Source organism: Kitasatospora sp. NPDC047058 (genome assembly GCF_040643935.1).
Lineage (GTDB): Bacteria > Actinomycetota > Actinomycetes > Streptomycetales > Streptomycetaceae > Kitasatospora.
Map to the genome: position 1 here is coordinate 1 of NZ_JBEYVJ010000003.1, position 13,608 is coordinate 13,608.

At 73.4% G+C, this 13,608-nt stretch carries 20 protein-coding genes; all 20 read right to left on the bottom strand.

All coding sequences use genetic code 11. From position 1 onward, the window contains the following. Positions 1-216 (bottom strand): hypothetical protein (locus ABZ885_RS00660; protein WP_360181442.1); only part of this gene is annotated, 216 nt, incomplete at its 3' end. A 41-nt stretch (positions 217-257) separates the two neighbouring features. Further along, complete coding sequence (locus ABZ885_RS00665; RefSeq protein WP_360181444.1) at positions 258-1,115, bottom strand: SDR family oxidoreductase; 858 nt, start codon at positions 1,113-1,115, stop codon at positions 258-260. Next, positions 1,112-1,834: an alpha/beta fold hydrolase gene (locus ABZ885_RS00670; RefSeq protein ID WP_360181447.1), complete on the bottom strand. Its 723-nt coding sequence runs from the start codon at positions 1,832-1,834 to the stop codon at positions 1,112-1,114. The genes ABZ885_RS00665 and ABZ885_RS00670 overlap by 4 nt, the downstream gene beginning before the upstream one ends. Positions 1,835-1,945: 111 nt before the next feature. Next, positions 1,946-2,164, bottom strand: a complete 219-nt coding sequence (locus tag ABZ885_RS00675) for an MbtH family protein (protein ID WP_360181450.1) — start codon at positions 2,162-2,164, stop codon at positions 1,946-1,948. Between the two features lie 48 nt (positions 2,165-2,212). Next, positions 2,213-2,830: a DsbA family protein gene (locus tag ABZ885_RS00680; protein WP_360181453.1), complete on the bottom strand. Its 618-nt coding sequence runs from the start codon at positions 2,828-2,830 to the stop codon at positions 2,213-2,215. A 79-nt stretch (positions 2,831-2,909) separates the two neighbouring features. Further along, positions 2,910-3,656, bottom strand: a complete 747-nt coding sequence (gene fabG, locus ABZ885_RS00685) for a 3-oxoacyl-[acyl-carrier-protein] reductase (RefSeq protein WP_360181456.1) — start codon at positions 3,654-3,656, stop codon at positions 2,910-2,912. Positions 3,657-3,667: 11 nt separating this feature from the next. Next, the gene (locus ABZ885_RS00690) at positions 3,668-4,147 is read right to left on the bottom strand and encodes a beta-hydroxyacyl-ACP dehydratase (protein ID WP_360181459.1); all 480 of its coding nucleotides are present in this window, start codon (positions 4,145-4,147) and stop codon (positions 3,668-3,670) included. Next, a complete protein-coding gene (locus ABZ885_RS00695) occupies positions 4,144-4,566 on the bottom strand; it encodes a hypothetical protein (protein WP_360181462.1) in 423 nt (140 codons plus the stop codon). Before ABZ885_RS00695 ends, ABZ885_RS00690 begins: the two co-directional genes overlap by 4 nt. Continuing rightward, positions 4,566-4,814: an acyl carrier protein gene (locus ABZ885_RS00700; RefSeq protein ID WP_360181465.1), complete on the bottom strand. Its 249-nt coding sequence runs from the start codon at positions 4,812-4,814 to the stop codon at positions 4,566-4,568. The genes ABZ885_RS00695 and ABZ885_RS00700 overlap by 1 nt, the downstream gene beginning before the upstream one ends. A 52-nt stretch (positions 4,815-4,866) precedes the next feature. Beyond that, a complete protein-coding gene (locus ABZ885_RS00705) occupies positions 4,867-5,976 on the bottom strand; it encodes a beta-ketoacyl synthase N-terminal-like domain-containing protein (RefSeq protein WP_360181468.1) in 1,110 nt (369 codons plus the stop codon). A gap of 93 nt (positions 5,977-6,069) precedes the next feature. Then, on the bottom strand, positions 6,070-6,453 hold the full coding sequence (locus ABZ885_RS00710) for a hypothetical protein (protein WP_360181471.1): 384 nt from the start codon (positions 6,451-6,453) through the stop codon (positions 6,070-6,072). Then, positions 6,453-6,860 (bottom strand): hypothetical protein, encoded by a 408-nt coding sequence (locus ABZ885_RS00715; protein WP_360181474.1) that lies wholly within the window; start codon positions 6,858-6,860, stop codon positions 6,453-6,455. Before ABZ885_RS00715 ends, ABZ885_RS00710 begins: the two co-directional genes overlap by 1 nt. Position 6,861: 1 nt before the next feature. Then, positions 6,862-7,257, bottom strand: coding sequence for a hypothetical protein (locus ABZ885_RS00720; protein WP_360181477.1), 396 nt, complete (start codon positions 7,255-7,257; stop codon positions 6,862-6,864). After that, the gene (locus tag ABZ885_RS00725) at positions 7,254-8,222 is read right to left on the bottom strand and encodes a hypothetical protein (RefSeq protein ID WP_360181480.1); all 969 of its coding nucleotides are present in this window, start codon (positions 8,220-8,222) and stop codon (positions 7,254-7,256) included. The genes ABZ885_RS00720 and ABZ885_RS00725 overlap by 4 nt, the downstream gene beginning before the upstream one ends. Then, complete coding sequence (locus tag ABZ885_RS00730; protein ID WP_360181483.1) at positions 8,219-9,100, bottom strand: alpha/beta hydrolase; 882 nt, start codon at positions 9,098-9,100, stop codon at positions 8,219-8,221. The genes ABZ885_RS00725 and ABZ885_RS00730 overlap by 4 nt, the downstream gene beginning before the upstream one ends. Then, a complete protein-coding gene (locus ABZ885_RS00735) occupies positions 9,097-9,972 on the bottom strand; it encodes a beta-ketoacyl synthase N-terminal-like domain-containing protein (protein WP_360181486.1) in 876 nt (291 codons plus the stop codon). The genes ABZ885_RS00730 and ABZ885_RS00735 overlap by 4 nt, the downstream gene beginning before the upstream one ends. After that, positions 9,972-11,120 (bottom strand): beta-ketoacyl synthase N-terminal-like domain-containing protein, encoded by a 1,149-nt coding sequence (locus tag ABZ885_RS00740; RefSeq protein WP_360181489.1) that lies wholly within the window; start codon positions 11,118-11,120, stop codon positions 9,972-9,974. Before ABZ885_RS00740 ends, ABZ885_RS00735 begins: the two co-directional genes overlap by 1 nt. Beyond that, positions 11,117-12,382 (bottom strand): beta-ketoacyl-[acyl-carrier-protein] synthase family protein, encoded by a 1,266-nt coding sequence (locus tag ABZ885_RS00745; protein ID WP_360181492.1) that lies wholly within the window; start codon positions 12,380-12,382, stop codon positions 11,117-11,119. The genes ABZ885_RS00740 and ABZ885_RS00745 overlap by 4 nt, the downstream gene beginning before the upstream one ends. 34 nt (positions 12,383-12,416) lie before the next feature. Continuing rightward, complete coding sequence (locus ABZ885_RS00750) at positions 12,417-12,671, bottom strand: acyl carrier protein (RefSeq protein ID WP_360181495.1); 255 nt, start codon at positions 12,669-12,671, stop codon at positions 12,417-12,419. Between the two features lie 175 nt (positions 12,672-12,846). After that, entirely contained in the window at positions 12,847-13,593 is a 747-nt protein-coding gene (locus tag ABZ885_RS00755; protein WP_360181498.1) for a thioesterase domain-containing protein, read from the bottom strand. Positions 13,594-13,608: the final 15 nt, after the last annotated feature.

Genomic DNA, 13,608 nt, shown 5'->3' on the forward strand with positions numbered 1-13,608 from the left:
TCCCGCGGCCGACTGGCAAGGAGTGGACAGTGCCTCAGCGGGTGCGACGGTGGCCGGAATTGTGGCAGCAAGCTGACAACGGGACCGTAAACCGGCCAGGTCCGCGCGGGCCCCGGCGGCGGCGGTGTGCAGCCGCTGCCGCAGCTCCTCGGCATCGACAGGGCCCGGCATCCGGACCACCAGGCTGTGGCATGACGCGGCCTGACTTCTCGACATGGTCGGACTCCTGACGTACGTGAGAGCGGAGCGGGGGCGGGTCAGCGGGCGCTGAAGCCGCCGTCGACGGTGAGGGTGGTCCCGGTGACCTGGCGGGAGTCGTCGCCGGCGAGCCAGAGCGCGGCGCCGGCGATGTCCTGCGGCTCGATGAGCGCGTTCATCGGCTGGGACTGGACGAAGATCTCCTCGTGCTCGTCGACGGCGACGTCGAGCGAGCGGGCGATCTCGGCGAGCATCCGGCCCTCGTGCAGCGGGTCGTCGCGGACGGAGCCGGGGCAGAGCGCGTTGACCCGGACCCGGAACGGCGCGTAGTCGAGGGCGGCGGCCTTGGTCAGGCCGATCAGGCCGTGCTTGGCGGCGACGTAGCCGGCGAAGTGCCGGTAGCCGACCAGGCCGGCGGTGGAGGCGACGTTGATGACGCTGCCGGAGCGCTGCTCGATCATGGCCGGGACGATCGCCTTCGTCATCCGCCAGGCGCCGGTGAGGTCGATGCCGATCATCAGCTCCCACTCGTCCTCGGCGATCTCGTGGACGGCCTTGCCGGAGGGCGCGGCGATGCCGGCGTTGTTGAGCAGGACGTCCACGGTGCCGAATCGTTCCAGCGCCTGGTCGGCGGCCTCGGCCACCGCCGCCGGGTCACGGACGTCGGCGGCCACGGTGTGCACCGCCACGCCGTGCGCCCGGCAGAGCCCGGCGGTGTGGTCCAGCTGGCCGCGCGAACCCAGCGGGTACGGCACGCCGTCGAGATCGCCGGCCACGTCGACCAGCACCAGGTCGGCGCCCTCGGCGGCGAACCGGACGGCGCAGGAGCGGCCGAGGCCGCGCGCCGCACCGGTGACCACGGCGGTCCTGCCCGCGAGCCGGCCGCCCGCGGCGGCGCCGCCCACCACGCCGGTCACGACGCCCGGCCCGCGGGGGCGGCCAGCGCGGCGGTGACGGCCTCGACCACCGGCAGCGGCGAGTCGGCCAGGTACATGTGCCCGCCGGCCGGCTCCACCAGCCGGAACGCGGCGGTGGTGGCCTGCCGCCACTCCTCGGCCTCGGCACGGGTTACCAGGGTGTCCCCGGTGGCGCGCAGCGAGGTGACCGGGGTGTGCAGCGGCTCGTCGGAGCCGGGCCGGTAGTTCTCGTGCATCTCCACGTCCGCCCGCAGGATCGGCAGCAGCAGCTCGCGCATGTCCGGGTCGGCCAGCGCGTCGTGCTCGTAGCCGGCGAACTCCTGCACCCGGGCGAGGAAGGCGTCGTCGTCCAGGCCGGTGGCGCGGTTGCCGCGGCCGGTCCACGGGCCGGGCGAGCCGCTGACGAACAGGTGGGTGAGCCCGCTCTCCGGCTGCCGCTCCAGCACCCGGGCGAGCTCGAAGGCCAGGACGGCGCCCAGGCTGTGCCCGAACAGCGCGACCGGCCCGCCCCCGGCCAGCTCGGCGACCTTCGGCGCGAGTGCGGCGGCCGCGGTGGCGGCGTCGGTGAACGGCTCGTCGAGGAACAGCTCCTCCCGGCCGGGCAGTTGGAGCGGGACTATGCGCGGTGCGGGTGCGGGGAGGTTCTTCCAGGCCCGGTAGAAACCGGCGCCGCCCCCCGCGAAGGGAAGGCACACCAGGGAGTGGGTCATCAGCGGCATCGCTTTCTGGGAAGCTGCGTGGTTTCCACGCTGTCATCGGCGCCCGAGCACGGGCAACGGGCGTTGCAGATTGCTGCCAACGCCCGCTGCCCGCCCGCCCGGTGGGGAGTGTCAGGCGACCGCGTCCATGGCGTCGGCCAGGGACTTCGGCCGCATGTCGGTCCAGTTCTCGTTGATGTAGTCGAGGCAGGCCCGGCGGCCGTCCTCGCCGAACGCGGTGGTCCAGCCGGCCGGGATCTCGGCGAAGGCGGGCCAGAGCGAGTGCTGGTTCTCCTCGTTGACGAGGACCAGGTAGCGGGCGTCGTCGTTCTCGAACGGGTTGCTGGCCATGGCGGGTCTCCTTGGCGGTGGAAGGGTGTGGACGGTCGGGGTCGGGGGCTACGCGGACGGGGCCACGCGCTCGATGAAGTCCGGCAGCCGGTCGACGCCCCAGTACTTGTCGAAGCCGCAGATGAAGAACGGGACGCCGAACACCCCGTCGCGGTGCAGCGAGTTGAGCGCCTCCATGCCCAGTTCGCGGATCCCGGCGTCCTCGTGCGCGCCGGCCAGCAGCTCGGGGTCCAGCCCGATCGTCTCGCCGATCTTGCGCATGGTGTCGGGGGAGGAGATGTCCTCGCCGCGCTCCCACCGGGTGCGGTACGTCTCGGCGATGAACTCCCGCCCGGCGCCGAGCCGTCGGGCCGCGAGGTAGGCGAGGTGGGAGACCGCCCAGCGGGGGGCCGGGTCCACCGGCCACACCATCTCCAGCTGCCGCGCCCGGGCCAGGCGCCGGACGTCCTGGAGGATGTAGAGGTGCTTCTCCTTGGACATCGGGACGTACGGCAGGGTGATGTTGCTGCGCTCCAGCTCGTCCAGGGCCGGCTCGTCCGGCTCCCAGAACGGCAGCCAGTCGATCCGCTCGGCCACGTCCGGGTGGTGGTCCACCAGGTCCCGGTAGGCCATCCACGAGTAGGGGCTCCGGAAGGAGAAGTACCAGCGCGGTCCGCGTCGTGCCATCGCCGTCTCCAGTTTCTTGGCGTGATTCGAAGGGCCTGGACGTTTCGAAGGGGGGACGGGCGGGCCCGCCGGACAACCCCTAGATGGTGATGCCGCCGTCGATCTGGAGCACCGCGCCGGTGATGTACGCGGCCTTGTCCGAGACCAGGTAGGCGACCAGGTCGGCGACCTCCTCCGCGGTGCCCATCCGGCGCAGCGGGATCGAGGAGAGCGCCTCCTTGCGGGCCTTGTCGTTCATCGCGGCGACCATGTCGGTCTCGATGAACCCCGGGGCGACGGCGTTGACCCGGATGCCGGCCCGGCCGGTCTCCTTGGCCAGGGCCCGGGTGAAGCCGATGATCCCGGCCTTGGAGGCCGAGTAGTTGGTCTGCGTGCCGTGGCCGTAGACCCCGGCGACCGAGGAGATGTTGACGACGGCGCCGCCGCGGCGCTTCATCATGCCGAACACCACCGCGCGGCAGACGTGGTAGACGCCGTCCAGGTTGGTGTCGATGACCTGGCGCCACTGCTCGTCCTCCATCAGGACGAGCGGGTTGTCGCGGGTGATGCCGGCCGCGGTCACCGCCGCGTCGACCGGGCCGAGCAGCTCCTCGGTGGCCTCGATCCAGGCCCGGACCGCGGCGCCGTCGGCGACGTCGACCCGGCTGCCGACGACGCGCACGCCGTGCTCCTGGCCGGTCTTCTCCAGGGTGCGGGCCGCCTCGTCGTCCGAGCGGTAGCAGAACGCGACGTCGAAGCCGTCGCGGGCCAGCGCCCGGACGGTGGCCCGGCCGATGCCGCGCGAGCCGCCGGTGACCAGCGCCACCCGGTGGGTGGTGTCCCCCATGTGATCTCTCCTCAGACGGTGGCCGGGCGCAGTGCCGCGGCCGGGCGGAAGGCCATGACGATCCGGCCGACGGTCATCACGGTCTCGCCGGCCGACCGGGTCTCGCCCTCGAACAGCAGGGTGTCGTCGACCTTGCGGTCCAGCCGGACCAGGTGCTCCAGCACCTCGCCGGGCAGCACCGGGCGGTGGAACTCGACGCCGGTCATGCCGCCGAACAGCATCACCCGTCCGGTCAGCACGTCCGGGTTGGGGTCGTCCCAGGTGGCCAGGACGCCGGCCGACTGGCACCAGGACTCCACCAGCAGCGAGCGGGGGTAACCGAAGTCCTCGTCCGGGGTGTCCGGGCCGAGCCGCTCGTACCACGGCTCGTTGCAGGTGACCGCCTTGAGCGCGGTCAGCCGTTCGCCGGGGACGAGGTGCACGACGCGGTCCACCAGCAGCATCGGGAAGCGGTGCGGCAGCCGGGCCCGGATCTCCTGCTGGCCGATCATGCCGCCGCCTCCCCGGCCGGGGCCGCCTCCGGGGCGGGGGCGGGCCGGCCGTAGCGGAGCCGGACGCTCGCGGCCGGCCCGCGCCCGGTGCTCAGCCTGGCCCGGCACTGCCAGGCACCGGCCGGGGTCTGCTTCCACTCCATGGCGATCTCCACCTGGTCGCCGGGGAAGACCGGCCCGGTGAACCGGGTGGACTCCACGGCGGCCAGCTCGTTGCCCTTGGCGGTGGCCGGCAGGGTGGCGAGGGCGCCCTGGTGGGTGCACTCGACCAGGCAGACGCCGGGGAAGATCGGGAAGCCCGGGTAGTGGCCGGGCAGCACGGTCTCGGTCCCGTCGACGCGGAAGCGGGCCGCGGTGTGCAGCTCGTCCTCGGCGGGCAGCACCTCGACCGCGCCGCGCAGCGGGGCGGCGGCGGGCATCAGGCCGCGCTCGCCGCGGCGAGCCGGTCGAGCAGGACGTCGTGGGCGTTCTGCAGGGTGGTGATCTGCTTGAGGTCCGACTCCGGCAGTTTGATGCCGTACTTCTTCTCCAGCACGACCACGACTTCGAGCGCCATCAGGGAGTCGACCTCCAGGTCGTCGACGAAGCGCGCGTGGTCGGTGACCTCGGCGGTGTCGACGTCCAGCACCTGCGCCACCACGGCGCGCAGTTCTTCCTTGTCCAGCACGGGTGTTCTGCCTTTCGGTGGGGTTCGGCGGGCCCGGCGGGGGCCCGGGGGCTCAGCGCAGGCCGAGCAGGGCGCAGCCGACGGTGCCGGTGCGGTCCACGGAGGTGATCACGCCGATCCGGCCGGCCGCCTCGGCGGGCCGGTCCGCGGCGTACGACAGCAGGGCGGTGGCCTGGAAGGCGGCCGCGGCCGCCCCGGTGTCGCCGATCAGCCCGGTGAGCGTCAGGTCGGCGTACTCCGCCGTCCCGAGCACCTCCCGGACGGCGTCGGCCTCGCTCCGGCCCTCGCGGCCGGGCGCGCCGGAGCGGGCGACGGCGGCCACCCGCCCGGGCTCGACGCCGGCCCGGTCCAGGGCGGCGCGCAGCGCGGCGGCGAGCGCCGGGCCGGTGCCGCCGTCCAGGACGACCCGCAGCTCCACGGCGAGGAGTTCGGCCAGGACCGGCTGGTCCCGGTCCTCCGGGGCGTACGGTTCGACCAGCAGCATGGCGCAGCCCTCGCCGAGCGCGGGGGCGCCGTCGCCGCCGGGCTCGCCGCTGTGGTGCTCCAGCCAGGCGCGGGCCGGGCTGAACTCCTCGGCGGCGCCGCACAGGACGGTCCGGGCGCGGCCGGAACCGAGCAGCCGGCGCGAGTAGTTGAGCGCGTGCAGGCCGGCCGTGCGGCCGCCGGCGATGGTGGCGTTGGGGCCCTTGAGCTGGTACCAGATGGCGCTCTGGCCGGCCGCGCAGTTCATCACGGTGTTGGGGAAGCGCGCCGGGTCGACGAAGAAGGGCTGCTCGCCGGTGAGCGAGTCGCGGGTGAAGTCCATCATCGACTGGGCGCTGCCGGTGGTGGTGCCGAGCGCGAACGCGGCGCCCTCGCCGGTGCCGACGGCGCGGTTGCGCGGTCCGTCGTCCAGCAGCGCGCCGACGGCGGTGACGGCGAGGCCGGTGACCCGGTCCATCGAGCGGGTGCCCTTCTTGCCGAGCACCTCGCGGACGGCGAAGCCGGGGACGACGTGGCCGGTCCCGTCGGGGGTGGTGCCGTGCTCGGGGCCCAGCCCGGTGACGGTGCCGCGGCGCTCGCGCAGGCCCTCGGCGAAGGCGGCCCGGCCGATGCCGTACGGCGACACGGCCGACCAGGCGGTGATCACGGGGCGTCCGGCGCCCGTGGTGAGGGTGGTCATGACCGTCACCATGTCCTTCCGGTTCGGGATTGTGGCGGTTCGGGGTTGGCGGTTCTCGGGTGTGGTGCGACGTTCCGGGCGGTCAGCGGTGGTTCAGAGGAAGACGACCATCCGGTAGCCGCTCCAGCGGGCGGCGGTCGCGCCCGGCGGGGCGAGTTCGACGCCCTCGATCACCGGCCGCGGCGAGCCCAGCGCCGCGATGTCGGGCTCCTCGACCAGGACGCGCACGCCTGCGTCGAGCAGCGTGCGCAGCCCCTGCCGGGGGTCGGTGAGGGTGTCCACCGTGCGGTTGCCGATCCGCAGCGACGGCACCGGGCCGGCGTCCAGGGCGTAGGAGACGGCCGAGCCGCGCAGCAGGATGTCGAGCCCGCCGAGCTGGCGGTGCAGCTCGGTGGCGAGGTACAGCTCGTCGAAGAACTGCTTGTCGAGCGCGCCGCGGTAGCCGCGCTCCACGATGGCCAGCGTGCGGCCGTCCATCAGATCACCCCCAGCAGCAGGGTCTTGTCGGCGGCGGCGACGTTGGCCGCGTACCCGGCGGGCGGGCGGAGCACCACCTGCGGGAGGTGGTCCACCGCGCCGCGGTCGTCGCTGCAGAACCGGCAGCCGTACCAGTACAGCCGGTCCGGGTAGGCGGTCAGCAGTTCCTCGGCGAGGGTGACCAGCGAGGGGTAGTCCCGGTTCCAGTCGGTGAGGTTGCGCGGCTTGTCCGCGCCGAGCGGGCGCTGGGTGATCAGCGTCGCGTAGCCGCAGGTCCACACCTGTACGGTGGCACCGCGCTCCAGGAGCGCCTGGGTCAGCCGCAGGGCGGTGGTGACCTGGTCCGATGCGTGGGGAGCGCCCATCAGGGTGACGAGCACGTCCGTGTGCGGAATCTGCCTGGCCACCTCAGTGCCACACCACCCGGACGGCCGGATCGAGGATCCAGCCCGCCACCACGTCCATCCCGACCACCCGGAGCTCGGGCCGCAGGGCGGCCGTGTCCAGGCCGTGCTGGGCGAGCGAGAAGCTGTCCGCGGCGAGGACCCCGCCCTGCTCCTGGAACCGGTCCAGGTCGCTGTCGCTGCCCGGGACGGCGAGCACCACCCCGTCCTGGACCAGGAAGAGGAGCGCCGACTGCCCGGTGAGCACCTGGGTGACCGCGTCGCGCCGGAAGCCGGCGTCCGTCGCGACGCGGCCCTGGCTCTCGATGAGCAGCAGGCGCGGCGAGGCGCCCTCCCAGGCCTCGCTCACCATGTTCGCCGTTCCCCAGCCGTCGGCCGGGGGTACCCCCAGCTCGTTCACGCCGCCGGGACTCCGTTGACCGCGTCGAGGACGCGCTGGTCGAAGCTGACCAGGCTCCAGTCGCGACGGTTCCCGATCACCGCGTAGCCGTGCACGATGCGGCCGGTGGCGGTCTTGACCAGCTCGCCCCCGCGCAGCACGTAGAAGTCCATCCGCGAGGTGTAGGTGAAGTCCTTGAAGACCTCCTCGACGGTGTAGACCGTGTAGAGGTCCTCCTCCATCAGCGCCTCGTCGAGGACGCGGATGTCGGAGCGCGGCACGACCGGGATCCACTTGCGGTCGTCCAGCAGGGTCTTGATGGAGATGCCGCGGTCCGCGACGAAGCGGTCCTTGCCCTCCTCCATCAGCCGCAGGTAGCCGGACATCTGGATGCGCTCGGTGAAGTGGCAGTACGGGTACGGGATGTTCCACTTCCAGGCGTACGCGTTCCGCCCCGCGGTCAGCGCGGCGAGGATCTCCTCCTCGGCGGGCGCGGCGGTGGCCGGCTCGCGCTCCAGGTCGTCGCCGAGGAGGGCGACGGCGAAGCGGGCGAGCTGCTCCGGCACGGTGCCGGCCGCCTCCAGGTAGGTGTCGATCCGCAGCGAGACCCGGACCTTGGAGGTGACGGCCTTGAGGATCTCGCCGCCGCGCTCGATCCGGATGGTGACCTTGAGGCCGATCGTGCCGTCCGCGTCCTTGGTCCACGGCGCGACCTCGGCCGTGGCGAGGTCGTCCATGTGGAAGGCGTGCAGGATGCGGGTGTCGATGGAGACGAGGTCGAGGCCGAGGCCGTGCTCCTCGTAGAGCGCGCGGGCCGGCAGGGCGCTCTGCCGGAAGTGGTCCAGCACGGCCTCCTCGACGAGGTAGTTGACGTGCTTGAACCCGATCCAGGTGCAGATGTTGGAGCCCTCGTAGCGGGGCCGGACCTGGGTGGTGGTGGTCGTGGTCAGCAGCGCCTTGACGGCGGTGTCCGTGACGAGGGTCATCGCTGGAGCTCCAGGGCTTCGGGGAGGGCCCGCCCGCGCTGGGGGGACAGGCCGGGGACGGTGTGGACGAAGTCGGCGACCGCGGCGGCGAACCGCTCCGCCGTGTCGAGCATCGGGAAGTGCCCGCTGCCGGGCAGGACCAGGCACCGCGCGTCGGGCAGGGCCGCGGCCAGCGCCACGCCCTCCTCGGGGCGGGCGGCGAAGTCGGTCTCGCCGGCCAGGACCAGGGTGGGCAGGCCGAGCCGGGCGGTCGCCAGGGCGGGCGTGCGCAGGTACAGGTCGAAGAACCGGAACCAGCCGTACGGCCCGACCCGGTCGCGGACCCGTTCGCCCATGGCCTGGCGCAGGTCGGCGGAGAGCCGGCCGCCGGAGTGCGCCCTGAGCCCTTCCTCCATGATCAGGTGGAAGTCGTTCAGGTAGTAGCTGATGGTGTCCCAGTCGAACTGGTCGGCCCGGCTCCGGTAGAACGGGGAGACCAGCACCAGGGCGCGGATGCCGTACCGGCGCGGCGCGTCGACGCCCGCCTTGAGCTCCTGGTCGAGCAGGTCGAGCAGGACGTTGGCCGCCATCGAGTGGGCGACCACCACCTCGGCGCCGCCGGGCACCGCCTGCAGCGCCTCGGCGAGCCGGTCGCGCAGGCCGGGCTCCTCGTGCCCGCCGTGGAAGTCGGCGATGGTCTCGGTGCGCCAGGGCAGCCGGGCGGTCCACAGCTGGTGGTCCGCGGGCAGTGCGGGGAGCGCGAGGTCCCAGACGGTGTCGTTGGCGGCCAGGCCGTGCAGCAGCAGGACGCGCGGTCCGCGGCCCCCGGTGCGCTGTTCGACCGAGACCGGACGGAGGTCCGGCCCGCCGGTGACCCCGGGGTCCGCCGCGCCGTTCACGCGGCTTCGGGGGCGAGCAGGAGCAGGTCGGCGCGGGCGTCGCCGTCCGCGGTGCCGGTGACGGCCTGGACCGGGCCCGGCTCGCCGGCGTCGAAGAAGCCGACGGCGGCGGCGACCTGGAGCAGGCCGGCCGCCCCGGAGGCCCGGCCGAGGTGGGCCGGCAGCTCCCAGCGGCGGCCGCGCGCGGCGGCCTCGCCCGCACCGCGCCGGTACCCGCCGAGCACGGCGCGGACGGTCGCGGAGCGGGCGGCGGCGGCCGCCCGGGACTCCACCACCAGGGCCGCCCCGCCGTCCACGGCGCGCTCGCCGCCGAGCAGCCGGCGCACCACCTCGTTGTCCGGTTCGACGCCGAGGACGAGGACGCGCCCGGCCCGGCCGGCGGTGATCAGGGTGGCCGCCCAGTGGACGGCGTCCAGACCGGAGGTCTCGCCGTTGCAGACCATCAGGTTGGGGCCGCGCAGCCCGTACCGGATCGCCGCCGAGGAGGCGATGACGTTGCTGGAGGCGTTCGGCAGGTCCATCGGCGAGGTGGCCGTGACGGTCTCCTCGCGCAGGGTGTCCAGCGCCCGGGCGACGGTGTCCAGGTTGCCAAAATTGGAGCTGGCGACCACGCCGATGCTGGCGGCGGGCACGGTGATGCCCTCCTTCTCGTCGGCGCCGAGCAGCCCGGCGTCGCGCAGTGCGGCGGCGGTCAGCGCGTAGCCGAGCTGGGTGGCCCGGTCCTTGTAGCGCAGGCCCTTCCGGCCGACGTGGGCCGCCGGGTCGACGGGGGCGCCGCCGGGGGCGGGGCCGTCGGCCAGGGCCCGGACCGAGTCGGCGCCGGGCAGCAGTACGGCGGCGCCGGTGACCACCACGGTGGTGTCGGTGTTCATCAGGTCCCCTCCACAATGGCGACGGCGTTGATCCCGCCGAATCCGAAGGCGTTGAGCTGCGCCACCCGCAGCGACGGGTCGGCGGCCGCCCGCCCGGTGACGAAGCGGAACGGCGCGGCCTCCTCGACCGGCTCGTCCAGGCCGACGGTCGGCGGCACCCGTCCCTCGTCGAGGGCCTGCACGCCGATGATCAGGTTGATCAGGCCGGACGCGCCGGAGGTGTGCCCGGTCATCGACTTCACGGCCGTCATCAGCGGCGCCGAGGCGTCGTCCCCGAGGACGGCGGCGAGCGCGGCGGCCTCCGCCTCGTCGTTGAGGAGGGTGCCGGTGCCGTGCAGCATCACCAGGTCCACGTCGGCGGGCTTGACCCCGGCCAGGCTGTGAGCAGCGCGCATGGCCTCGGCGATGCCCTCCGGGGAGGGCGCGGTCACGTGGTACGCGTCGCAGTTGACGGCGACCCCGCGCAGCCGGCCGTGCACCCGGGGGGCGCCGTCCTCGGTGCGGCGCAGCACGATCGCGGCGGCGCCGTCGCCCATCAGGACGCCGGTGCGGTTGCGGTCGAACGGCCGGACCCGGTCCGGGGGCGTCGGGTGGACGCGCTCCAGCAGTCCGTACATCGATTCGGTGAGGACGTCGACACCGGCCACGATGACGGTGTCGGGGGCGTCCTCGCCCTCCTGGTCGAGCAGGTCGCTGCCGAGCGCGAGCGCGTACAGCGAGGCCGAGCAGGCGTTGGAGAAGGTGTGCGTGACGTCGGCGTTGAACCGTTCCTTCAGGCCGGTCCCGAAGTGCAGCCCGGAGTCGGCGAACGGCGAGCCGTCGCGCCACCACAGCTCCAGCGAGCGCAGTTCGCGCAGGCCGGTGCCGACCAGGATCGGGATGCCGGAGAGGTCCTCGCCCAGGCCGGCGTCGGCGGCCGCCTGGGCGATCGCCTCGTGCAGCAGCCGGGAGGCCCGCCCGGCGACGTCCACGCCGGGTGCCGGGCGGTCGTCGACCTCGTACGCGTACTGCGCCCGGAACCTCGTACGGTCGAAGCCGCGCAGCCCGGCGCGGCCGCTGACGCCCGCGCACAGGTTCTCGAAGAGCTCACCGACACCTGAGCCGGTGGCGGCGACGGCACCCATCCCGATGATCGGGCGGATCGTCATGACGCCTCCTTGATTGCGTCGTACCGGCCGAGCAGGACCGCGGCGTTGTTGCCCCCGAAGGCGAGACCGTTGTTCTGGACGATCCGCAGGTCGGCCTCGACGGCCTGGTTGGGCACGCAGTCGACGTCGCACTCGGGGTCGGTGGTGACATGGTTGATGGTGGGCGGGATGAAGCGGTTCTGGATGGCCAGGGCGCAGCCGATCGCACCGAGCGCGCTGGCGGCGCCCATGCTGTGGCCGAGCATCGACTTCATCGAGACGGTGCGCGGCGGGGTGTCGCCGAAGACCTGGCGGATGGCGCCCGCCTCGGTGATGTCGTTGGCCTTGGTGCCGGTGCCGTGCGCGGAGATGAGGTCTACCTCGTGCGGTTTGACGCCGGCGTTGTCCAGGGCCAGCCGCATCAGTTCGGCGACGCTGTCCCGGTCGGGCGCCACCTGGTGGTGGGCGTCGCAGTTGAGCCCGTAGCCGAGCACCTCGGCGTAGACGGTGGCGCCGCGCTCCAGCGCCGAGTCCAGCCGCTCCAGGACGAGCACGCCCGCGCCCTCGCCGGTGAGGATGCCCTTGCGGTCGGTGTCGAAGGGCTGGCAGCGGTCCGGGGCGATGGTGCCCAGCCGGTAGAAGCCGGTGAAGGTCTTGCGGCACATCGCGTCCGCGCCGCCGCAGAAGGCGAACTCCGCCTCACCGGAGCTGACGGCGTCGAAGCCGTAGCCGATGGCGTAGTTGCCGGCCGAGCAGGCGGTCGGGATGGTCAGCGCCTCCACGTCGGTCAGGCCCAGCTCCTGGGCGATGGCGACCGACAGCCGTCCGGCCGGCACCCGCCGGGCGGCCGTCGGGTCGAACGTGCCCGTTCCCTCGGCGAGTTCGCGTTCGACCAGCTGGTCGAGGTCGTAGCTCTCGCCGTCGGTGGTGCCGATGGAGATCAGCCCGCGCCGGCCGCGCAGCAGCGTCAGGTCGAGACCCGAGTCCTCCAGGGCCATCCGGGCCGCCGCGGTCGAGAACTGCGCGGCCCGGCCGAGCTGTTCGACGTCCAGCGTGCTGATCCAGTCCCTCGGGTCGAAGCCCGTGATCTCGCATCCGTTCGCGTGGGCGAAGCCCTCGGTGTCGAACACCGAGATGGGCCGGGCACCGCTGCGGCCTTCGCGGAGCCCCCGGAGGAACTCCTGAACGCCGAGTCCGATGCTGGACACCACCCCGAGCCCGGTGAGAACCACCCGGTGCCGCCCCGGCCGGGTGCGGCCGGTGCTGCTCTCTGCCGCCGTCATGGCAACCTCCCCATCCGTCGCAGCGTCGTCCGGCCTACCAGCCGGCCGGCTCCGACACGACCTCGTAGACGCCCTTGAGGTTGACCATGCGGGGCAGCTCGCTCTGGTTGATGACGACGCCGAAGGCCTTCTCCAGCGCGGCCAGGATCTCGATCGCGCGGAGCGAGTCGGCGTCGTGGTCCTCCTTGAAAAGGCTGGTCTCGGTCACCTCGTCCTCCTCGATCTCGAGAATGTCGCAGACGATTTCCTTGATGGTCTCGAGGCGTTCGTCGCGGGTGGCGGTGGTCATGTTCTTCCCCTTTTCAGGATCGGCCCCGCAGGAATGTCCGGCGGGATTGCCGCGGAATGTGCGGCGGGGTGGCGCGCACCGAAAGTCTGCGCCGGGGTGTTCTTTTCTCACAACGACGGCTGCAACAACCTGCCACCGGCGCCGGGGAATTCGGATCAGGGCGTCCGGCGGCGGCTTATCGGGACAGCCGGGCGCGGATGTCGGCGATCAGCGCGTCGCGCTGGCCGACCAGGTAGAAGTGGTCGCCCGGGAGCACCTTCAGCTCGAATCCGAGCGGGGCGGTCCGGGCCCAGCCGGCCACCTCGTCGGGGCCGACGTCCGGGTCGCGGTCGCCGACGTAGCCGACGACCGGGCAGGGCAGCGGGACCCCGGGGCGCGCGGTGTAGCGGGCGACGGCCCGGAAGTCGGCCCGCAGGGCGGGCAGCACCAGGTCGCGCAGGTCCGCGTCGGCGAGCAGCGCGGAGTCGGTGCCGCCCAGCTTGTCCACCTCGGCGAGCAGTTCCTCGTCGGTGCCGAAGGCGGCGGTGCGCGGGGTCAGCAGGTGCGGGGCCTTGCGGCAGGAGACCATCAGCAGCGCGGGCGCGGCGTGGTACCGCTGCGCCAGCCGCAGCGTGATCTCGTAGCCGAGGGTGGCGCCCATGCTGTGGCCGAAGACCGCCAGCGGGGTGTCCAGGTAGGGCGGCAGCTCGTCGGCGATCGCGTCGGCGAGGTCCTCCAGGGCGGTCCACGGGTCCTCCGCGATCCGCTCCTGGCGGCCGGGGTAGCGCACCGCGAGCACCTCGACGTCCTCGCCGAAGGCGTTCCCCCAGCTGTGGAAGAAGCCGGCCGCGCCGCCGGCGTGCGGCAGGCAGAGCAGGCGCAGCCGCGGGGTCGTGACGGTGGGGTACCGGCGCAGCCAGATGCTCTCGGTGCCAAGCGCCATGGGGTGGTTCTCCTT